General features: G+C 70.8%; 27 protein-coding genes. 13 read left to right on the plus strand and 14 right to left on the minus strand.

Annotated elements, in window-relative coordinates:
* From Q8W71_RS06700 to Q8W71_RS06720, 5 genes are all read left to right on the plus strand, one after another.
* On the plus strand, window positions 1-1,062 hold the full coding sequence (locus Q8W71_RS06700) for an ABC transporter ATP-binding protein (protein WP_305524558.1): 1,062 nt from the start codon (window positions 1-3) through the stop codon (window positions 1,060-1,062).
* A gap of 138 nt (window positions 1,063-1,200) precedes the next feature.
* The gene (locus Q8W71_RS06705) at window positions 1,201-2,511 is read left to right on the plus strand and encodes an ABC transporter substrate-binding protein (protein WP_305524559.1); all 1,311 of its coding nucleotides are present in this window, start codon (window positions 1,201-1,203) and stop codon (window positions 2,509-2,511) included.
* Between the two features lie 54 nt (window positions 2,512-2,565).
* On the plus strand, window positions 2,566-3,522 hold the full coding sequence (locus Q8W71_RS06710; protein WP_305524560.1) for a carbohydrate ABC transporter permease: 957 nt from the start codon (window positions 2,566-2,568) through the stop codon (window positions 3,520-3,522).
* Window positions 3,523-3,608: 86 nt separating this feature from the next.
* The gene (locus tag Q8W71_RS06715) at window positions 3,609-4,454 is read left to right on the plus strand and encodes a carbohydrate ABC transporter permease (RefSeq protein ID WP_370875354.1); all 846 of its coding nucleotides are present in this window, start codon (window positions 3,609-3,611) and stop codon (window positions 4,452-4,454) included.
* Window positions 4,455-4,458: 4 nt separating this feature from the next.
* Window positions 4,459-5,799, plus strand: a complete 1,341-nt coding sequence (locus tag Q8W71_RS06720; protein ID WP_305524562.1) for an NAD(P)H-dependent oxidoreductase — start codon at window positions 4,459-4,461, stop codon at window positions 5,797-5,799.
* A gap of 135 nt (window positions 5,800-5,934) precedes the next feature.
* Here the strand turns inward: Q8W71_RS06720 and Q8W71_RS06725 are convergent, their stop codons facing one another.
* From Q8W71_RS06725 to Q8W71_RS06760, 8 genes are all read right to left on the minus strand, one after another.
* Window positions 5,935-7,545 (minus strand): acyl-CoA synthetase, encoded by a 1,611-nt coding sequence (locus Q8W71_RS06725; RefSeq protein ID WP_305524563.1) that lies wholly within the window; start codon window positions 7,543-7,545, stop codon window positions 5,935-5,937.
* A 46-nt stretch (window positions 7,546-7,591) separates the two neighbouring features.
* Window positions 7,592-8,611: a TRAP transporter substrate-binding protein gene (locus Q8W71_RS06730; protein ID WP_305524564.1), complete on the minus strand. Its 1,020-nt coding sequence runs from the start codon at window positions 8,609-8,611 to the stop codon at window positions 7,592-7,594.
* 215 nt (window positions 8,612-8,826) lie between these two features.
* Window positions 8,827-9,336, minus strand: a complete 510-nt coding sequence (locus Q8W71_RS06735) for a Ros/MucR family transcriptional regulator (RefSeq protein WP_305524565.1) — start codon at window positions 9,334-9,336, stop codon at window positions 8,827-8,829.
* Between the two features lie 139 nt (window positions 9,337-9,475).
* Window positions 9,476-9,775 (minus strand): hypothetical protein, encoded by a 300-nt coding sequence (locus tag Q8W71_RS06740; protein WP_305524566.1) that lies wholly within the window; start codon window positions 9,773-9,775, stop codon window positions 9,476-9,478.
* A 124-nt stretch (window positions 9,776-9,899) separates the two neighbouring features.
* Window positions 9,900-10,190, minus strand: a complete 291-nt coding sequence (locus tag Q8W71_RS06745; protein ID WP_305524567.1) for a hypothetical protein — start codon at window positions 10,188-10,190, stop codon at window positions 9,900-9,902.
* Window positions 10,191-10,284: 94 nt separating this feature from the next.
* Window positions 10,285-10,467, minus strand: a complete 183-nt coding sequence (locus Q8W71_RS06750; RefSeq protein WP_305524568.1) for a hypothetical protein — start codon at window positions 10,465-10,467, stop codon at window positions 10,285-10,287.
* Between the two features lie 67 nt (window positions 10,468-10,534).
* Window positions 10,535-10,705, minus strand: coding sequence for a hypothetical protein (locus tag Q8W71_RS06755; protein WP_305524569.1), 171 nt, complete (start codon window positions 10,703-10,705; stop codon window positions 10,535-10,537).
* Between the two features lie 282 nt (window positions 10,706-10,987).
* A complete protein-coding gene (locus Q8W71_RS06760) occupies window positions 10,988-11,266 on the minus strand; it encodes a hypothetical protein (RefSeq protein ID WP_305524570.1) in 279 nt (92 codons plus the stop codon).
* A gap of 756 nt (window positions 11,267-12,022) precedes the next feature.
* On the opposite strand from Q8W71_RS06760, the gene Q8W71_RS06765 reads away from it, so the two are divergent.
* Together Q8W71_RS06765 and Q8W71_RS06770 are read left to right on the plus strand one after the other, a co-directional pair.
* On the plus strand, window positions 12,023-12,157 hold the full coding sequence (locus tag Q8W71_RS06765; protein ID WP_305524571.1) for a hypothetical protein: 135 nt from the start codon (window positions 12,023-12,025) through the stop codon (window positions 12,155-12,157).
* 234 nt (window positions 12,158-12,391) lie between these two features.
* Window positions 12,392-13,393: a GNAT family N-acetyltransferase gene (locus Q8W71_RS06770; RefSeq protein WP_305524572.1), complete on the plus strand. Its 1,002-nt coding sequence runs from the start codon at window positions 12,392-12,394 to the stop codon at window positions 13,391-13,393.
* 39 nt (window positions 13,394-13,432) lie between these two features.
* Here Q8W71_RS06770 and Q8W71_RS06775 read toward each other — a convergent pair whose 3' ends face one another.
* Window positions 13,433-13,729 carry an MliC family protein gene (locus tag Q8W71_RS06775; protein WP_305524573.1) on the minus strand — a complete coding sequence of 99 codons (297 nt, stop codon included), beginning with the start codon at window positions 13,727-13,729 and terminating at the stop codon, window positions 13,433-13,435.
* A 57-nt stretch (window positions 13,730-13,786) separates the two neighbouring features.
* Complete coding sequence (locus tag Q8W71_RS06780) at window positions 13,787-14,143, minus strand: hypothetical protein (protein ID WP_305524574.1); 357 nt, start codon at window positions 14,141-14,143, stop codon at window positions 13,787-13,789.
* A 163-nt stretch (window positions 14,144-14,306) separates the two neighbouring features.
* Between Q8W71_RS06780 and Q8W71_RS06785 the strand changes: the two genes are divergently transcribed.
* From Q8W71_RS06785 to Q8W71_RS06795, 3 genes are all read left to right on the plus strand, one after another.
* The gene (locus Q8W71_RS06785; protein ID WP_305524575.1) at window positions 14,307-14,561 is read left to right on the plus strand and encodes a hypothetical protein; all 255 of its coding nucleotides are present in this window, start codon (window positions 14,307-14,309) and stop codon (window positions 14,559-14,561) included.
* A 200-nt stretch (window positions 14,562-14,761) separates the two neighbouring features.
* Window positions 14,762-14,944, plus strand: a complete 183-nt coding sequence (locus Q8W71_RS06790) for a hypothetical protein (RefSeq protein WP_305524576.1) — start codon at window positions 14,762-14,764, stop codon at window positions 14,942-14,944.
* A 334-nt stretch (window positions 14,945-15,278) separates the two neighbouring features.
* Window positions 15,279-15,806 (plus strand): hypothetical protein, encoded by a 528-nt coding sequence (locus Q8W71_RS06795; protein ID WP_305524577.1) that lies wholly within the window; start codon window positions 15,279-15,281, stop codon window positions 15,804-15,806.
* 445 nt (window positions 15,807-16,251) lie between these two features.
* Here the strand turns inward: Q8W71_RS06795 and Q8W71_RS06800 are convergent, their stop codons facing one another.
* The 4 genes from Q8W71_RS06800 to Q8W71_RS06815 form a co-directional block, all read right to left on the minus strand.
* Complete coding sequence (locus Q8W71_RS06800) at window positions 16,252-16,425, minus strand: hypothetical protein (RefSeq protein WP_305524578.1); 174 nt, start codon at window positions 16,423-16,425, stop codon at window positions 16,252-16,254.
* A gap of 172 nt (window positions 16,426-16,597) precedes the next feature.
* The gene (locus Q8W71_RS06805; RefSeq protein WP_305524579.1) at window positions 16,598-16,870 is read right to left on the minus strand and encodes a hypothetical protein; all 273 of its coding nucleotides are present in this window, start codon (window positions 16,868-16,870) and stop codon (window positions 16,598-16,600) included.
* Between the two features lie 11 nt (window positions 16,871-16,881).
* Complete coding sequence (locus Q8W71_RS06810) at window positions 16,882-17,040, minus strand: hypothetical protein (protein WP_305524580.1); 159 nt, start codon at window positions 17,038-17,040, stop codon at window positions 16,882-16,884.
* A gap of 346 nt (window positions 17,041-17,386) precedes the next feature.
* Window positions 17,387-17,620, minus strand: a complete 234-nt coding sequence (locus Q8W71_RS06815; protein ID WP_305524581.1) for a helix-turn-helix domain-containing protein — start codon at window positions 17,618-17,620, stop codon at window positions 17,387-17,389.
* Between the two features lie 383 nt (window positions 17,621-18,003).
* On the opposite strand from Q8W71_RS06815, the gene Q8W71_RS06820 reads away from it, so the two are divergent.
* The 3 genes from Q8W71_RS06820 to Q8W71_RS06830 all read left to right on the plus strand — a co-directional run bounded on the left by Q8W71_RS06820 (window position 18,004) and on the right by Q8W71_RS06830 (window position 19,658).
* Window positions 18,004-18,309 carry a hypothetical protein gene (locus Q8W71_RS06820; RefSeq protein WP_305524582.1) on the plus strand — a complete coding sequence of 102 codons (306 nt, stop codon included), beginning with the start codon at window positions 18,004-18,006 and terminating at the stop codon, window positions 18,307-18,309.
* A 106-nt stretch (window positions 18,310-18,415) separates the two neighbouring features.
* Window positions 18,416-18,763: a hypothetical protein gene (locus Q8W71_RS06825; RefSeq protein ID WP_305524583.1), complete on the plus strand. Its 348-nt coding sequence runs from the start codon at window positions 18,416-18,418 to the stop codon at window positions 18,761-18,763.
* Complete coding sequence (locus Q8W71_RS06830) at window positions 18,732-19,658, plus strand: hypothetical protein (RefSeq protein ID WP_305524584.1); 927 nt, start codon at window positions 18,732-18,734, stop codon at window positions 19,656-19,658. The genes Q8W71_RS06825 and Q8W71_RS06830 overlap by 32 nt, the downstream gene beginning before the upstream one ends.
* Window positions 19,659-19,873: the final 215 nt, after the last annotated feature.

Raw genomic sequence — 19,873 nt, forward strand, 5'->3', positions numbered from 1 at the left:
ATGGCCTCGGTGGGCATCCGCGAGGTGCGCAAGGCGTTCGGGTCGACGACCATCCTGCACGGGGTGTCGGTCGATATCCGGGACGGGGAATTCGTGATCCTCGTCGGGCCCTCGGGCTGCGGGAAATCGACCCTGCTGCGCATGATCGCCGGGCTGGAGAACATCTCCGGCGGCGAGATCCGCATCGACGACCGCGTGGTCAACGACGTCCCGCCCAAGGAGCGGGACATCGCCATGGTGTTCCAGAACTACGCGCTCTACCCGCACATGAGCGTGCGGGACAACATGGCCTTCTCGATGAAGATCCGGAAGGCGAAGCAGTCCGAGATCGACGAGCGCGTGAACCGCGCGGCCAAGATCCTGGGGCTGAGCCAGCTCCTCGACCGCTACCCCCGCCAGCTCTCCGGCGGCCAGCGCCAGCGCGTGGCGATGGGCCGGGCGATCGTGCGCGACCCGCAGGTGTTCCTGTTCGACGAGCCGCTGTCGAACCTCGACGCCAAGCTGCGCGTGGCGATGCGCACCGAGATCAAGGAGCTGCACCAGCGGCTGAAGACCACGACGATCTACGTCACCCACGACCAGATCGAGGCCATGACCATGGCCGACAAGATCGTGGTGATGCACGACGGCGTCATCGAGCAGGTCGGGCCGCCGCTCCAGCTCTACGACCACCCCGACAACCTGTTCGTGGCGGGCTTCATCGGCTCGCCGGCGATGAACTTCATCCCCGGCACGGTGAAGGCCAACGGCCGCCTGACCTTCGCCTCCGAATCCGGGCTCACGATCCCGCTCGACGCCGTCCCCCCGAACGTCGAGGGCAAGAAGCTGATCCTCGGGGTGCGGCCGGAGCACTTCGCGGTCGCGCCCGATGGCATCCCCGCCGAGGTGGCGGTGGTGGAGCCGACCGGTTCGGAGACCCTGCTCGCGGTGCGGGCCGGGGGCCAGGAGCTGACCTGCGTGCTGCGCGAGCGCGTGCGCGAGAAGCCCGGCGAGACCGTGTCCCTGCGCCCGAGCCTCGTGCACTTCTTCGACGCGGATACGGGCCGGCGCCTGGAAGCCTGACGGGACCTCGAGCCCCGATCGGGGCTGCCCGGGCCCGGGACCCAGGCCGGGCGCGAGACGAGAGGGGCCGGGCAAGGCCCCCGCGGACAGAACGACCGGTGCGACCAACCGGGACATGATCTAGGGAGAGCCGACACGATGACCGTTCTCGATCGCCGTTCCCTCCTCGCGGGCGCCGCCGCGACGGGGCTCGCCGCCGGCGGCGACCTGCTGGGCTTCGCCCGGGCCTGGGCACAGGAGAGCGCCTGGAAGCCGGAGCCGGGCGCGAACCTGTCGCTGCTGCGCTGGAAGCGCTTCGTGCCCTCGGAGGACGAGGCGTTCATGCGGCTCGTGGACGCCTTCTCGAAGGCGACCGGCGTCAAGATGACGGTCACCAACGAGTCGTTCGACGACATCCAGCCCAAGGCGTCGGTGGCCGCCAACACCGGCCAGGGCCCGGACATGGTCTGGGGCCTGTACTCGTTCCCGGCCCTGTTCCCCGACAAGTGCCTGCCGATGGCCGACGTGGCCGAGTCCCTCGGCAAGAAGTACGGCCCCTGGTATCCCTCGGCCGAAGCCTACGGCAAGGTGAAGGGCAAGTGGATCGCCATCCCCGTGGCCTTCAACGGCGGCTATCCGAACTACCGGATCTCGGCGATGAAGAAGGCCGGGTTCGACAAGTTCCCCACCGACACCGCCGGCTTCCTCGAACTGTGCCGCGGCCTCAAGAAGAACAACACCCCGGCCGGCTTCGCGCTCGGCCACGCCACCGGCGACGGCAACTCCTGGTGCCACTGGGCCCTGTGGTCGCACGGCGGCTACCTCGTGGACGCCAACGAGAAGATCATCATCAACTCGCCCGAGACGGCCAAGGCGCTCGAGTACGTGAAGGCGCTCTACGAGACCTTCATCCCCGGCACCGTCTCGTGGAATGACTCGTCCAACAACAAGGCGTTCCTGTCGGGCGAATTGTACCTGACCAACAACGGCATCTCGATCTACGCCGCGGCCAAGAGAGAGAACCCGAAGATCGCCGAGGACATGGACCACGCGCTGTGGCCGATCGGCCCGGTCGGCAAGCCGACCGAGTTCCAGCTCGCCTTCCCGATCCTGGCCTACACCTACACCAAGGCGCCCAACGCCTGTAAGGCGTTCATCGCGTTCATGATGGACGCGGCCAACTACAATCCCTGGTTGGAGGCGGCGCAGGGCTACCTGTGCGAGCCGATGAAGAACTACCCGAAGAACCCGGTCTGGACGATGGACCCGAAGAACGCGGTCTTCGCCGAGGCCGGCGCGCGCTCGCTCGCGGCCGGCGGCCTCGCCCCGGTCACCGAGAAGACCGCCGCCGCGCTCGCCGACTTCGTGGTCGTCGACATGTTCGCGAGCTACTGCACCGGCCGCGACGACGTGAAGGGGGCGATGCGCAACGCCGAGCGCGCGGCCCAGCGCATCTTCCGCAACGCCTGATCCGCCGCCGCGGGCGCCACGCGCCCGCGGCCCGCTCCCCACGGAGGCGACAGCATGGCGGACGCCGCCCTCACACACGACCGTCCCGCACCGGCCTCGGGCCGCACCGCCTGGGAGCGCCTGCGCGCGACCCGCGGCTGGGCCGGCTTCTGGTTCATGCTGCCGACCGCGCTGATCCTCGGCCTGTTCCTCGCCTACCCGCTGCTCAAGGGCATCTGGCTGTCGTTCACCAACGCCAAGATCGGCCGCGCGGGGGTGTTCATCGGCCTGGAGAACTACGAGTGGCTCTGGGACGACGACGTGTTCTGGCTGTCGGTGTTCAACACCTGCCTCTACACGGCGATCGCCTCGGTGGTGAAGTTCGGCGTCGGCCTGTACCTCGCGCTGCTCCTGAACAAGCACATCCCGTTCAAGTCGCTGGTGCGCTCGATCGTGCTGATCCCGTTCGTGGTCCCGACCGTGCTGTCGGCGATCGCGTTCTGGTGGATCTTCGACAGCCAGTTCTCGATCATCTCGTGGTCGCTGCGCCACCTGGGGATCATCGACGGCAACATCGATTTCCTGGGGCGACCGGACATGGCCCGCGCCTGCGTGATCTTCGCCAACATCTGGCGCGGGGTGCCGTTCATCGCCATCACCCTGCTCGCCGGGCTCCAGACCGTGTCGCCCTCCCTGTACGAGGCCGCGACCATCGACGGCGCCTCGCCCTGGCAGATCTTCTACAAGATCACCCTGCCGCTGCTGACGCCGATCATCGCGGTGGTGATGACCTTCTCGGTGCTGTTCACCTTCACCGACTTCCAGCTCATCTGGGCGATGACCCGCGGCGGGCCGGTGAACGCGACGCACCTGATGGCGACCCTGTCCTACCAGCGCGGCATCCTGTCGGGCTCGCTGGGGGAGGGCGCGGCGATCGCCACGGCGATGGTGCCGTTCCTTCTGGCCGCCATCGGCATCTCGTGGTTCGGCCTGCAACGGCGGGCGTGGCAGAGCGGGGGAGACGACCGATGAGAGCCCCGTCCCCGCCCGCACACGCGGACCCGACCCTGAGCGCGGCCACCGTCGCGCCCGCCCCGCTCACCGACAACTCGGAGGGCATGGCCTACCTCGACAAGCTGCCGCGGCGGATCGTGACGGTCTACCTGCCGCTGCTCGTCATCCTCGCGGTGCTGCTGTTCCCGTTCTACTGGATGGCGCTCACCGCCATCAAACCGGACGAGCAGTTGATCGACATGGAGCGGTACAACCCGTTCTTCGTGGTGTCGCCGACCCTCAAGCACATTCAGAAGCTGCTGTTCGAGACCCAGTACCCGCGCTGGCTGTGGAACACGATGTACGTCTCGGTGGCGGCCACCGCCCTGTCGCTGTTCGCCAGCGTGCTCGCCGCCTACGCCTGCGTGCGGGTGCGCTACCGCGGCGCGAGCTGGGTCGGGGCGGCGATCTTCCTCGCCTACCTCGTGCCGCCCTCGATCCTGTTCATCCCGCTCGCCACCATCATCCAGGCCTACGGGCTGTACGACTCGCCCCTGTCGCTGATCCTCGCCTACCCGACCATCCTGATCCCGTTCTCCACCTGGCTGCTGATGGGCTACTTCAAGACCATCCCCTACGAGCTGGAGGAGTGCGCGCTGATGGACGGCGCCAGCCGCTGGCAGATCCTCGTCAAGATCATCCTGCCGCTCGCCTTCCCGGGGCTGATCTCGGCCGGCATCTTCTCGCTGACCCTGTGCTGGAACGAGTTCATCTACGCGCTCACGTTCCTGTCCTCGACGCAGAACAAGACCGTGCCGATCGCCGTGGTGAGCGAGTTCGTGGACGGCGACATCTACCGCTGGGGCTCGCTGATGGCCGGCGCCCTGCTCGGGTCGCTGCCCCTCGTGATCCTGTACTCGTTCTTCGTCGAGTACTACGTCTCCGCGCTCACGGGCGCCGTGAAGGAGTAGCCGGTTGAGCCTGTCCCTCAAACTCGCCGCCCTGGCCGAGGCCGGCAAGCCCGTCCGCGTCGGCGTGATCGGTGCCGGCAAGTTCGGCTCGATGTTCCTGTCGCAGGCGCCGCGCACCCGCGGCCTGCACGTGGCCGGCATCGCCGACCTGAACGTCGAGCGGGCCCGGGCCTCGTGCGAGCGGGTCGGCTGGGAGCCGGAGCGGGCGCGGGCCGCCTCGCTGGCGGACGCCTTCGCCAAGGGCACGACCTTCGTCACCGAGGATGCGGAGGCGCTGATCGCCGCCGACGGGATCGACGTGATCGTCGAGGCCACAGGCCACCCCGGCGCCGGCATCCGCCACGCGCTGCTCGCCTGCCGCCACGCCAAGCACGTGGTGATGGTCAACGTCGAGGCCGACGCGCTGGCCGGCCCGCTGCTCGCCCGGCGGGCGGCCGAGGCCGGGATCCTCTACTCCTTCGCCTACGGCGACCAGCCGGCGCTGATCGCCGAGATCGTCGACTGGGCGCGCACGGCCGGCTTCGAGGTGGTCTGCGCCGGCAAGGGCACGAAGTACCTGCCGATCTACCACGCCTCGACCCCGGACACGGTCTGGGGCCATTACGGCTTCACCGAGGAGCAGGTGGCCGGCGGCGACTTCAACCCGCAGATGTTCAACTCCTTCCTCGACGGCACCAAGTCGGCGCTGGAGATGGCGGCCGTCGCCAATGCCTGCGACCTCCAGCCCGCCGACGAGGGCCTGCTGTTCCCGGCCTGCGGGGTCGACGACCTGCCCGACGTGCTGCGGCCGCGCGCCGACGGCGGCCAGCTCGCGCGCAAGGGCACGGTGGAGGTGGTCTCCTCGATCGAGCGGGACGGGCGGCCCGTGTTCCGCGACCTGCGCTGGGGCGTCTACGCGGTCTTCGAGGCGCCCTCGTCCTACGTGCGGGACTGCTTCAAGCAGTACGGGCTGAAGACGGATTCGAGCGGGCGCTACAGCGCCATGTACAAGCCCTACCACCTGATCGGGCTGGAGCTCGGGATCTCGGTGGCGAGCATCATGGTCCGGGCTGAGCCGACCGGCACCACCCGGACCTTCAGCGGCGACGTGGTCGCCACCGCCAAGCGCGACCTCAAGCCCGGCGAGCGCCTCGACGGGGAGGGCGGCTTCATGGTCTACGGCCGGCTGATGCCGGCCGCCGCCTCGCTCCGGGCCGGCGGCCTGCCGATCGGCCTCGCCCACGGGCTGACGCTCACCGGCCCCGTCGCCGCCGGCCAGCCGGTGCGCTGGGCGGACGTGCAGTTCGACGACGGCAACGAGGCGATCCGCTTCCGGCGGGAGATGGAGGCGGCCTTCCGGGGCTGAAACAACGGGATCCCGAAGGGCCCTCGGCCCTTCGGCGGGTTCTCAGGGCAGAGCCCTGAGCCTGCTCGCAGGGCTCGCGCCCTGCACCCGCGAAAGGGCTCGCCCTTTCGAAACCCGGGCTTGCCGGCCCGCCGGCTACAGCGGCAGGCTGCCCCGGGCCTCCAGCCCCTCGCGGATCGCCCGCTTGGTGATCTTGCCGTAGCCGGATTTCGGCAGCTCGTCCCAGAAGAACACCCGCTTCGGCAGCTTGTAGCGGGCGACCTCCGCCGCGAGCCACGCGATCAGCTCGGCCTCCGCCACGGTGGCGCCGGGGCGGCGCACGCAGACGGCGACGCCGACCTCGCCCCAGGCCGGGTCCGGCACGCCGAGGATCGCGGCTTCCGCGATGTCCGGGTGCTTGAGGAGCTTCTCCTCGGTCTCGCGCGGGTACACGTTCGAGCCGCCGGAGATGTACATGTCCGAGGCGCGGCCGGTGATGAACAGGAAGCCCTCGGCGTCGAGATGGCCGAGGTCGCCGGTGCGGAACCAGCCGTCGCGGAACGCCGCCGCGTTGGCCTCCGGGTTGTCGTAGTAGCCCGCGAACACCGCCGGGCCGCACACGCAGATCTCGCCGGTCTCACCCGCCGGCAGCGCCCGGCCCTGCGTGTCCTGGATCTCCACCTGCATGCCGGTGCGCTCGAAGCCGCAGGTGCCGACCTTGACGCCCGCGCCGTCCTCGGCCGCGTGCAGGCGCGGCGGCAGGACGGTGATGTTGCCCGTCACCTCGCCCAGACCGAAATACTGCACCAGCACCGGCCCGAGCGCGTGGAGCGCCCGCTTCTGGTCCTCGCGGTACATCGGCGCGCCGGCGTAGATCACGTGGCGCAGGCTCGACCGGTCGTGGCGGTCGACCGCCGGGTGCTCGACGAGCAGCTTCACGATGGTCGGCACCGTGAACATGTTGGCGACCCGCCAGCGCGCGACCAGCGCCCAGGCCTCCTCCGGGTCCAGCCGCTCGCCCGCGGTCAGCACCGTCTTGGCGCCGGCCGCCACCTGCGTGAGCTGGTGGATGCCGGCCCCGTGCGAGAGCGGCGCCACCACCAGGGAGGCGTCGGCCTCGGTGGTGCCCGGCATCAGGTCGCAGAGGTGGTTGGTGACCACGAAGGCCATCTGGCCGTGTGTGAGCACCGCCGCCTTCGGCCGCCCGGTGGTGCCGGAGGTGAAGAAGAACCAGCACGGGTCGTCGTGCTCGACCGCCGCGGTCGGCGCGGCCTGACCGGCATGGTCGGCGACGAGGGCGTCGTAATCCTCGCCGAAGCGCGTGCCGCCGATCTCCACCACGACCCGCAGGTCGGGCACGGCCGCGCGGATCGCGGCGGCGTGGTCGGGAAACACCGAGCCGCAGATCAGCGCCGAGGCATGGCTCGCCTTGGCGAGGTAGGCGACCTCGGCGGGCGTCTGCCGGAAATTGGCCGGCACCCAGACCGCGCCGAGCCGGAAGCAGGCGAACATCGACTCGAACATCTGGTTGCCGTTGCGGGCCTGCACCAGCACCCGGTCGCCCTTGGCGACGCCGCGCGCGCCGAGGGCTGCGGCCATCGCGTCGACCCGGGCGTCGATCTCGCCCCAGGTCCAGGTCTTCTCGCCCCACACGAGGCCGACCGCGTCGCGCAGCCGGCCGGCCGAGCGGCGCAGGAAGTAGGCGAGGTTCATCACCCGCCGCGAGCAGGGGGCGACCCCGCCCCGGGGCGCGAGGGCCGCGCTCATCGCCGCAAACCCTGCCGCGCCAAGCCCTGCCGCGCCCCCGTCCGCATCAGGACAGCTTCCCGCAGTACTTCTCGAGGATCGACCAGCCCTCGTCGCCGTAGCGGCCCTTCCACTCGGTGTAGAAGCCGGCCTTGCGCAGCTTGTCGCGGAAGGGGGCCGGGTCCGGCTTGTTGAAGGTCATGCCGCCCTTGGTCAGGTCGCCCTGGAGGCTGGCGTTGAGCTTCTCGACGTCCGCACGCTCCTTCATGCCGGCGTCGTTGATGTGCCGGGCGACCATCGTGCGCAGGTCCTCCGGGATGCGCTCCCAGGCGCGGCGGTTGGCCAGGAACCAGTAGCCGTCCCACATGTGGTTGGTGAGCGAGCAGTACTTCTGCACCTCGTTGAACTTCGCCGTGGCGATCACCGCCAGCGGGTTCTCCTGCCCCTCGACGATCTTGGTCTGGAGCGAGGAGTACACCTCGTTGAAGTTGATCGAGGTCGGCGCGGCGTCGAACGCCTTGAACATCGAGGTCCAGAGCGGCGACGGGGGGACGCGGATCTTGAAGCCCTTGAAGTCGTCGGGGTTCGCGATCGGCCGGGTGGAGGAGGTGGTCTGGCGGTAGCCGTTGTCCCAGATCTTGTCCATCGCCACGAGGTTGACCTTGGCGATGTGGCCCCGCACCCAGGCGCCGAGTTCCCCGTCCATCGCCGCCCAGACCTTGTCGTAGTCCGGGAAGGCGTAGCCGATGCCGTTGATCGAGGCGTTGGGCACGAGCGTCGAGAGGATCAGCGGCGAGAGCGTGAAGAACTCGACGCCGCCCGCGCGGAGCTGGCTCAGGGTGTCGGTGTCGGAGCCGAGCTGGCTCGACGGGAAGACCTTGAGGTCGAACCGGCCGCCGCTCTCGGTGCGCAGGGCCTCGGCCATCTCCCGCGCCCGGATGTTCATCGGGTGCGTGTCGGGCAGGTTGTTGGCGTATTTGTAGGTGAACTCGGCCTTCTGGGCCCGGGCGACGTGCGGGGCACCGATCGCCCCGGCGAGGACGGCCGTCGAGCCGGCGGACAGCAGGCGGCGGCGGGACAGGAGCATGGGGCGGCCTTCCGGTTGCGGGCCGCGGGGAAGGGGCCCGGCGTTTCCTCGGATCCGCGTCGACGCGCCGATCCTTGTCGTTCGCCCGCTTCGATATCCGCTCAAGCCCCGCTGTCAACGGCGCGCCGGTCGGGCGCGGGGGCAAGCGGCGCCGTTATGCCTTTCAGCCGCCGCCGTCTGTGACCGGCGGCGTGCCGTCGGCGCCGCGGCGCGGGTCAGGCGGCCTTGCGGCGTCCCCTGGGCTCGCCGTCGGTCTCGCCCTTGCCGTCCCCGATGCCCTCGCCGCGGGTTTCGCGCTCGGCCATGGCGCCGGGCTGGCCCAGACCGATCGCCTTGGCGAGGTTCGAGCGCGCCTGGCTGTAGGCCGGGGCCACCATCGGGTAGTCGGCCGGCAGCCCGTAGCGGGCGCGGTAGCCGTCCGGGGTCAGGCCGTGGCTGGTCAGGTGGCGCTTGAGCGTCTTGTAGGCCCGGCCGTCGAGGAAGCTGACGATGCCGTCCTGCTGGATCGACTTGCGGATCTGCGCCGGGGTCGGCTTCTCGATCTCGGCCTCGGCGGGTGCCGCGGCGGTGGCGCCCGCGCCGAGCCCGCGGATCGCCGCGTGCACGCTGGCGATCAGCGCCGGCAGCTCAGATGCCGGCACCGGGTTGTTCGACACGTAGGCCGCAACGATGTCGCCCGCGAGCTCGATGTAGTCCCGTCCCTGGCCGATCGTGTCTTCCGTCATTCTACTTTCACCTGATGGGGGCGACACGTCCGCGAATGCGGCGGCCGCACTCCGTACATCAGGATAGTATCGCCGGAATCAAGGGCTATCCGCGCCGATAACCTCCGGTGCTGTTGAAAAACCTCGGGCGGCGGGAAGCTCAATGGGCCGTGGCGGCCTCGACCCGCGAGCGGGTGAACAGGCTGGCGCCGACCGCCGCGCCGGCCGCGCGGATCAGCGCCGCCTCCTCGCAGGTGCGGGCCACCTTCAGGCCCAGCGGCTGGAGCCGCGCGTTCTCGGCGCAGTAGGCCGCCACCCGCGCCCGCCCGTACTCGGGCATCGCCGCGACCATCCTGTCGAACTCGTCCGCGTCGGCGCGGTAGAGCGCCGAGATCAACCCGATCGGGATCGGGTACTTCGCCAGGGTGGCCGTGATCGGTCGGGTGGGTGCAGACGCCATGCTTGCCTCGCCGCTCGGATGACGCGGCCAGGATTCGCGCACGTGGTTAACGGTCCGTTGCCGGGATCGCGGCGTCTCCCCGCGCGGGGACGGCACCGGCCGCGCGGCGGATGCCGGGCCCCGCTCAGCCGTCGCCGCGCGCGGCCGGCCGGGCCCTGCGGCGGGGCGGATCGATCCAGGCCCGCCCGTCCCCGGCCCCCGACGCCGTCTCGGCGGAGGTGGACCCGGACGGGGCCCCGGACGGCGGCGCGATCGATCCCGTGACCGCGGGGTCGTCCCAGATCACCGGCTGCCCGGCGAGGACGGGCGCCGGATCGGGCATGTTGCCGACGTAGCCGGAGACCGCGGCGCCCAGGGCGACGCCGACGAGGGCGAGCGCCGCGCCGTCGAGGAGGATCTTGCCGAGTCGCGCCATGGCACCGTTCCCGCGGGATCCGGTCGGGCTACGGCAACAGGCTTAACGCTTGACGAACTTTCCCTGAGCGGACCGTCCTCCGCCACGGCGGCCTTCAGACGGACACCGCCGCCATCACGCCGAGGCCGGCGGCGGGCAGGGCGAAGGCGAGGACGGTCAGCACGTCGAGGGAGGCCGGCCGGCCCGCGGCGAGCCAGCGGCGCGCGGCGAGGTTCTCGGCGGCCAAGCCGGCCAGCACGAGGCCGCACCCGACCATCAGCATGTTCATCGATCCCATGGCAGTGCCCTGATCCGGTGCGCGGATCGGCACCATACCCGGACAAGTCGTGGCGCGATGCCGCGGTTCAGCGGATCGCGACGGCGCAGGCGCAAAAGACGAGGCCGACGCCCGCGGCGGTCAGGAAACCGGCGCGCCACGAGGGGCCGCTCGGGCTGCGCAGCCTGGTCTCGGCGACCGCCGAGAGGAGGATGCCGGCCAGGAACAGGCCGCACGGGATCAGGTCGCTTCCGAGCATCGCACTCCTGCCGCGCCGGACGCCGTCCGCGGCCGTCCGTTCAGCAGGGCAACGAGCGGAATGGTGGCGGGTGCCGCGCGGCATTTCGGTCATCGCGGCGGGAGCGACTTTTTCCCAGGGCGGGCGCGGGGAGAACGGCGGACGGCTCCGGCGTCCACCCCGCGGCGCAACCTCACGAGCCCAGGAGGACGCTCGCCGAGCCGGCGACGGCCAGGGCGACGCCGCCCGCGAAGGCGGCGATCATCGCGTAGGAGAATCCCTTCAGCATCGTGCGCGCCCCGGTCAGCAGCGGTAGCCGCCGGCGGTCTGGCCGTACTGCTTGACCGGCCGGTTCTGCTGGTTGGCGTTCCCCTCGGCGGCCGAATCGCCTGGGCAGCGGTCGAACGGCGCGCCGGGGACGCCGATCGAGCCGGTGACGAGGACGTCGCCGGGCGTGACCGGCACCCCGCGCTCGACGGCCGGGGCGCGGCCGAACGGCGCGACGTCCTGGGCGAGGGCGATCGTGGCCGGGGCGGCGAGGGCGGCGGCGACGGCGATGCGGGCGAGAACGCGCGTGAACATGGCGGGACTGGAACTCCTGGAGACGGCGCGGCCCGGTGGTCCGGGCACGTGTTCGACCGTGTGACCGGCGACCGTGTGATCGGGAGATGGGGAGCCGGGTGCGCCCGCGACGTGCGAGCCCGCACGCTGCACTGCGGAACAATCGCTGAGCAGGCGCAACATGCCGGCCTGGCAGGCCAGGGCTCCGAACTCGGATGAACGCGACACAGCCGCAGCGTGTGTGTCGCCGATTCTGACACATGCTCCGTCATCCCGGGGCGCCGGAGGCGAGCCCGGGATCCAGAGCCGCCGACCACAGCCATGCCCGGCACGCCCTGTGGTTCTGGATTCCGGGCTCCGCTGCGCGGCCCCGGAATGACGGCGGTGGTGGATCGCAGCCGAGGTGGCCCGGCGTTACCCCGAGTTCGGAGCCCTGCCCGGCGGGCGCCGCGCGCCGGAGTGGCGACGGGACCGCCGCCTCAGCGCAGGCGGCTCGCGGAGGCGGCCTCGACATCGAACCGCGAGGGTTTGTGCTGCGGCGCCGAAGCGCACGCGGCGAGGCAGACGAGTCCGAGGACCAGGATCGCGATACGCTTCATGATGCCCCCCGCGGCGCGCCTCCGCGCACGGTCGGACGCGTTTGCGGCCGGATCATGCCGCGTCGAGGCGGGATGAGGCGCGGGGCGGTAGTCCGCCCCACTTCCGGCGGCGCGGTCCGCCCCGTACCCGGGTCTTGCGGGAGGCCTGCCGCCGGCCCGCGAACCCGGATGATCGCCGATGCCGATCGAACTCCATCCGCGCGGCGACCCGGCGCCCGCATGGGCGGATCGGATCGCGCGGTCGATCTGGCGCGCGGAGATCGCCCTCCAGATCTGGCAGCTCAGGCTGCGGCGTTGGCTCGACCGGCGCTAGGGCGCTCTCCGCCGAGGTGGGCACCGGCTCGGCGGAGAGCGCGTCAAAACAAGGGCTTGGAGCCGTGCACGATTGCAACGCGATCGGGACCGGCTCTAGGGCCGCGCGCCGAGCGCGTTGGACCCGCGGCTGGGGAGATACCGCGATCGCCGGCACCCCGCCCGATAAAGAAATCTTCTCACTTGCGACGTATGAGCCTGCGATCGGAGGCGGGCCAACATTCAATCGATCCGCATGGCGTCAATCTTCGAGCAACCGTGGTGGATCGGCGCGGCCACCGACGGTGCGGTTCGGCAGATCGCGTTCGCGGACGGCGCGAGTTGCCGCGCGCATCTGACCGTGGTCCCGCACCGGGCCTGGGGCCTCCGGCGGCTGGCGATGCCGCGGCTCGCCCGGGTGTGGAGCCCGCAGATCACGTTCGGCAGCGTGCGGCCGAAGAACCCCCTGCCGGCGCAGGTCAGGGCGTTGCAGGGCCTCGTCGCGCAGCTCCCGGCCCACGACGACCTCGCCTACACGCTGCCGCCGGAGAGCGACCTCGTCCTCGCCCACGGCCTGGCCGGCTTCGCGGTGACCCCGACCTACACGTTCCGGTCGGTGCCGTGCCGGGACGGGATGGCGGACGACGGGATGGCGAGCGACGGGATGGCGGGCATGGATCAGAAGATCCGCTACAACATCCGATCCGGGCTGAAGCGCGTCGCGGCGGTCGAGCACGGCGACATCGAGCGCTACATCGGCCTGTCGCGGGCGTTCATCCGCAGCCGCGCGTTCCGCAATTCCTACGACTACGACGCGCTCCGACGGATCTTCCGCGCCGCCCACGAGCGCGGCCAGGGCACGGTCCTGTCCGCGCACGACAGGCAGGGCCGGGACGTGGCCAGCGCCGTCCTGCTCCTGGACGAGCGCTCCGTCTATTACTGGCTTAATTGCCGCGACCCGGAGGCCGGCGACTACGTCGCCAACAGCGTCCTGATCTGGGAGGCGATGCGGTACGCCGCGGCGCGGAACCTGCAATTCGACATGGACGGCTACCACACGCCCGAGGCCGGGGTGTTCCTGTCCCGCTTCGGCCTCACCCCCGTGCCGCGCTACGCCGTCAGCCGCGCATCGCCGCGCTACGCGATGCTGAGCGCCCAGTACGATCTGGCGAAATCGCTCCTCTCCCCGGAGATGCGCGGCCGGCTGCTCGGCGCGCGCGGCCTGCTGGCGAAGGTCCGCGCGGCCCGCATCCGCTGAGAGCGGGGCTCCGGACGGTCCGGGGCGGGGCCGCCGCGGTCAGCGGGCCGCGGTGCAGGTGATCGGCGCGGCGCCGGGCGCCGTCCAGGTCACCTGCTCGCCCCGGCCGCGTAGCGCGTGCCGGCCGTCGCCGTAGAGGAAGCCGTCCCCCGACGGCTGCGCGGCCAGCGTCAGCTCGGGCCCGGCGGGCGGGCGGACCGTGGCGGGGGCCTGCGGGTTCGCCGCGTCGAACTGCGCGACGAGCGTCGCCCCGCCGGGACAGCGGAACGCGACGCTCTGCGCCGCGGCGGCCGGCGACGACACCGCGACGGCGAGGACGGCGATCACTCTCAGCATGCGCGCTCCGGGCAGGCGACGCCGCCCGCGAATCGCGGCGGACCTCCGTGCCGGCTCTCACCGTATCAGAAGCAGTGCCCCGACCAGAACGACCGCGATCGCCGCCACGGCGCCGAGATACACCGGGAGCGTCCAGCGCCGGGTTCCGTGCGGGTCGGCCGCGCGCCGCACGCGCTCGGAGGCCGCCTCGTTCGCCCGCGCCAGCTTGACCCGCTGCGGCGTCGGCGGTGTCCCGCCGGCCTCGTCGCAGGTGCCGAGCATGGCCATGCCGACATCGCCGTGGCGGACCTTGTCGCCGGTGCGCCCGCTGTCGATGTCGGCCTTGAGCTGCGCCACGGTCGGGTGGTCGGACGGCGGCGGCGCGCCGAGATCGATGTCGGCGGGCGGGGGCGGGGTCTCGGATCGCAGGGTCATGGACGGTCTCACGGGCAGTCTCACGGGTGGCGGGAAGCCAACGCGCCCGCGGCCCGCCCGTCGCGCCCGCGGCCTGTGGCGCGCTGACGCCGGTCCCGTCGGCGGCAGGCTGTCCCGGCACGCCCTCGCCCTACCTGTGGACGGAGACGATCGAGGAAGCGCCATGCAGAGCAGGCTCACGAAGACGATCATCGGCGCCGTCATCGCCGTGGCCCTGGCGGCGGCCGTGTCCTACGGGCTGATCAGCCAGCAGACCGCCGACCAGATCCAGACGCAGGCCAACCAGACCCTTCAGACCGATCAGACGGCGACCGCGCCCGATCCGCGGCAACCCTCGCCGCCCCAGAACACGATCCCGCAGGCCCCGGCGCAGCCCGGATCGTCGCCGCAGAGCCCGGCCCCCGCATCCCGCCCGTAGCGGCCCGCCAGGAACGGCCCGCCAAGACGCCGTCGGCGGCTCTCGCGACCGTCGTGCGGCGGTGCAGGCGACCCGGCACCGGTCGTGGCCCAACCGAGAGGGGGCGCCACGGCGAGCGTGGCCGATCGCGCCGGCCGGTGCCAACTCGGACCGATGCCCGCGCCCTGTGAGCGAGCCCGGGCCGCGCTACCTGGAAGGCGATGTTCCTCCCACCCGAAGACCGCGCGATCCCGCCGCGCCGGGAGCCGCCGCGGCCCCGGAAGCGGCCGGGCGATCCCGCGACGCTGCTGATCCTGCTGATCGCCGCCATGGGCCTGCTCGCGCCGGTCGGGGGCGGGACGGTCGTCGCGATGGTGTGGGCGCTGCGCAAGCTGTGGGGGTGAGACCTCGCGCGCCGTGAGACCTCGCGTGCCGTGAGACCCCGCGCGCACCTGCGCGAAATCTCTATTCCCGCGCGCTCCGGCCGGGACCGGCCGCATCTCCCGAAGACATCCGCGCCGATGCGCCCGCCGAACCTGCATCCGCCCCGGCGCGCGGGCCGCTTGCCAGACCGAGTTCGGCAGGTCTTGTATCGTGTCCGGGCGCGCGCCGATTCGAGACGCGCCCGAGACTTGTCGAGGCTGTCGGAGTCGAAGCAGATCCGTTCCTGAGCCCGCGGCGATCGATCTGGCATCGCCTGCGCCCGCGCATCACGCCGATTGCGTTTGGAGATCGCCGGTGGGTACCATTCCCGTATCAGCGGACAAACTGATCCAGTACTACGCGCGGCGGGACAAGCAGGACTCGACTTGGCCCGACGTCCAGGCGGTCATGAAGGGGATCCCCGGCACGCCCTGCTGCGTGCAGATCAGCCGGGCCTTCTGCGGGGCCGGACTCGCGGTCCCGGCCAAGAGCTGGCGCCGGTCGACCGCGGCGTTCCCCGGCGGGCGCGGGTGGCGCGCGCTCCTGGCCACGGACGAGGTCGAGGAGTTCCTGGCCGTCCCCTACGGCGACGGCGAGAACCTCCAGGGTCCGAAGACGAAGCCGGCCGACGTCAAGGGCGCGATCGGCGGGATCCCGGGGGTGCTCATCTTCCGCCACGGGCTGCGGAGGGGCTTTCCGCCGAAGGGGAAGTTCGAGCACACCGAGATCTGGGACGGCTCGCAGATCGTCCAGCGCGACATGGCGGAAGGGTATCTGTTCTCGTGCCCGCGGGTCCTGTTCTGGCCGACGGACGAGAGCGGCGCGGCGGATTTCGAGGTCTAGGATCGCGCATGGGGCTCGGCAGCCCCGTCGAGGCAGGGGTGGGGCAGGCGTCGACGCCGGGATCGCGGGCTCCGGGAGACGCCCCCGCGGGGAAGCGCCGCCTCGCCGGAGCCGCGCCCGATCGCGTTGCACACGGTCCACGACGCGGCGAGCCGAGGAGCGTTTCCGACCCTCCACCTCATCCCCAACCCTCCCCCTCATCCTGAGGTGCCCGCGAGAGCGGGCCTCGAAGGAGACCTCCAGGGATCGCGCGGCCGGCTGGAGTGCTCCTTCGAGGGCGCCGCTGCGCGACGCCGCCTCAGGATGAGGGGGGTGGTGGGATCGGCCGACGCAAACGCCGAACTGTCGTGGACCGTGCGCAACGCGATCGGGAACGGTTCCCAGTCCCCTTGTCCTGACGCGCGCTCTTTCGCCGAACCGGCATCCCCTTCGGCGGCGAGCGCTCCTAGCCCTCGGCCTTGTCGCCCTGGCCCTGCTTGGCACCGCCCCGCGGATCGGTGCTGTCCTCGCCGGTCTCCGTGCCGCTCGCGTGGCCCTGCGGGGTCAGGCGAGGCCGGTCCGGGGTCAGGTCCTCCGGCGTCTCGCGCTCGCTCGTCGCGCGCTCGGTGTCGTCGGCCATGGGCTGTCCTCCTGCTGAAGCGCGTGCCCTGCCGGGCCGGAAACGTGCCCGGTCCGGCGGAAGGCATGCTCGGCGAACCGCCGGGCACGGGAGAAGTTCGGGCGCGGCGTGTCCGGCACGCTCCGGCGGGCTCGCACCGAGGAACCGCGCGAGGCCCGTCATCGACGGCTCCTCAGGGTACCGGAGCGTCCGCGGAGAATACCCCCCGGCCCGGCAGCGCCGGGCTCGGCGGAGGCCCGCCCTGGGACGATGCGGCCCGCGCGTGGGAGTGGGGCGGGGCGGCGACCCGGCCGAGGGCCAGGGCGCCGGTCACCATCGCGAGGATCGCGAACGCGGCGAACAGGCCGTCGCCGATGGGCTCGGCCTGCCGCTCCAACCTCAGGATGACGTAGCCACCGATGGTGAAGACGCAGGCCGCGATCAGCGGGAGGGTGAGGCTCGGCACCGCGCCGCCCCTCACGCGAACAGGCCGGCAACGCCGAGGGCGCCGCTGACCACGCAGGTCGACAGCAGCGCGATCTCGATCGCGCCGCCGGCCTTGAAGCGGGCCGGCTTGATCGAGCCGGTGATGAGGGAGAGGGTCAGGAGCGCTGGCCCCGTGGCCTGATCGAGCACATGCGTGTCCTCGGCGCGCCGCGCGAGATCGCCCGCGGCCGCCGTCCTATCTCGCAAACGCGAGATGACAGGCTGCGTTGCGGAACGACGTGCACCGCTGGCATGCGCTCAGGGCGCGGCGTCGGCAGCGCGCTCTCGCCGGCCGGTCCCGTGCGGGAACGGCCCCGGAGAGGCCGGCGATCCGAAGCGATGGAGTTGAGGATGGCTCCCCGAGCAGTTAAGGGACAACGCTGAGAAATCAGCGCCTTAGTTCCCGCACCGCCCTATTCGGGCCCTTCTGAGCCGCAACGGTTTTTTCCGGCGGCTCCCGCACCCTCCCCACTCCTCCATCACCGCTGATCGACGGCTACGGTTTCCGCAGGCGGACGCCGGGCTCGCCATCGTTCAGGAAGATGATGCCGTTGCGCTCGCATGCGCCCTGTAGCGCGGCGATCGTTCGACCATGCGCGGCCAGAGGTCCGCTCTGCGCCTCGACGCGCTTGAGCGTGGTCAGAGGTACGCCAGAGGCTTCGGACAGCGCTTTCTGGTCCCACCGCAGTAGGGCGCGGGCGGCGCGCATCTGTTCGCTGGTGATGTGCATTCCGGTGCCTCTGGCGCCATTTCTGGGCTCCAGGGAATTGACTGTCAACCTTTGACGATCAGATAATGGTGCCTCAGGGACCACTTCCCTGACGGCCGAACGGAGCGTTCCAGCGCCCCGCCCGGCCTGACCACTCACGCCACCGGAGGGCGTTTCATGGCTATTTTCGCATCTACCACACACTCCCGATTCCCGGGGATCAGCAGGGCGCCCGCATCTACGGTCACGCTGGATGAACGGATCCTGACCGTAGGAGAGGGGGCGTCCTGCCGGGGCCACGTCTACCACCGGCGGGGCGAGTGGGCCGCGTTCCGGATCAGCGGCGAGCGCGTCGGCACGTTCGCCACCGCCCGCGAGGCGTCGGCTTCGCTGGGGGCGCGCTGATGGGACAGCGGATCACCGAAGGGGCTGACGGCCTCAACATCATCGCCGTGCGCGGCCGGGCGCTGTCTCACGGCTATTACGTCGCTCGCCGACGCACTTGGGGGCCCGACAAGTCCTGGCACATCGTCTTCGTGTTCCTGCTGGAGGACGAGACGGGGACGAAGCGAGGCGTGTTTCAGGCGGGGTCGACGGAGCCGGATCACCCGAAGCATTGGATCTTCCGCAGCCGGATCCTCGGGCTCGAGGATCTTCCGGCCTTTCTGCCGCCGCATCCCCGCGTGCAGCTCGCCGAGCTGGTGCACTGATCAAACCGCAAATTTGCGGTTTGATGCGCCCGGTCTCACAGCCGGGCGTTTCAATTTCAATTTAATGCGTTAGAGTGTGGGCCGAAATTTTATTTGAGGTGCCATCATGCGCCCGAATTCGAAACTCGACGTCGCTCACAAGCAGGCGGTGAATACCCAGAACCACGGGCAGGCCGTCGTCACCGCCACGCGGCGCGGCGATGCGGTTCGGGTACACGTCAGCATGTGGCGGAAGATGCGCGGCGCGGCGCACGGCGTCAGCAGCCTCGACATGACCGTGGGGCAGGCGATGCGCCTGCGGCAGATCCTAACCGAAGCGATCCGCTCAGCCTCGCACGCCGGGTTGGACGATGACGCCGCCCTCGACGGCGCCTCTGTAGCCACCAACGCGGCGCGAGGGGCCGGCGGCGAGGATCGGCAGCATGGCCGAGGAGAAGGCGTCAAAGCCGCCTAAGAAGCCCCGCAAGGTCAAGCCGGCGCCCACCGCCGCGGAGGTAGCTGAACGGGACGCCACCCGCTCTTGGACCTCCTGGAAGCTCGACGTTCAACGCGCCATCATCGCGGACAAGCGGATCCCGGCCGCGAGCGCGCGCCTGCTGATCTACCTGTTGCACGAGGCGAACCGGGAAACCGGGATCGCGATCGTCTACGACTCGCGTATCCGCGACGAGGTGCACGGCTTCGCCATCGATACCACCATCTACCGCACCCGGAAGCGCCTGCGCGATTTGGGCTGGCTCGAATATGTCCCGGGCAGCGGTCTCAACGCCTCACGCTATTCAGTGCGAGCGGACAACGTGCAGGGCGTGATGACCCGCGTGCGCCATTTGGCGGACGGTCGCCGGGAGGTGCAGGAGCGGCGCAAAAGCCTGCGGAAGGCGGGAATTGAGACCCTGCATTCTCAGCACAAGGAACAGCGCGCGGAACGCCGGAAGCCAATAAGTGACCCCCTGCATCTCGCTACACAAGCCACTGCCGCAGATGCATGGTTATCACCTTCACTCTCCCCTTCAGCATCAGGGCAGAGGGCTGCCGGGACGGAGCTAGGTGTAGCTCTGCGGGCTGCCGATGTGACGCCCGCTGCTGAGCCTGTCGCTGTGGCGCCTCAGGTTGTGGCTGAGGAGTGTGCCGGGTGCGGTGAACCCGCCACGCAGCGTCGGCGAGCCCCGGGCAGTTCGAAGCTGTTCCCGATGTGTGATGTCTGCGCAGAGGCGACGATCCAGTTGCAGGCCAATTCGGCGAGCAATTCCCGTCGCTCGGATCGAACCATCCGGAAATCCCGGACATCCGCCGCGCACCGGATCACCTGCACCGAGGATGAGTACCGCCGAGCTAAGGGCGATCTCTAGACGGCCCCGTCCGTGCGCTAGGTGGGGGCGCCAGCGGCCACGGTTGGCGCGCGGCTATGACCAGGCCGCCGAGCTTCCGACCGCCCTCCTGAGCGATCCTGCGAGCCCGTGCACAGCCTGCGACATTCGTGCACAGGCGAGCCTAGTAGCATCGGCGCGGCCAATCGAAATTCGCCCCTCATAACAATCCAAATGAGATTGTTTTGCAAAAGCGC

The organism is Methylobacterium amylolyticum, assembly GCF_030700245.1.
Taxonomy (GTDB): domain Bacteria; phylum Pseudomonadota; class Alphaproteobacteria; order Rhizobiales; family Beijerinckiaceae; genus Methylobacterium.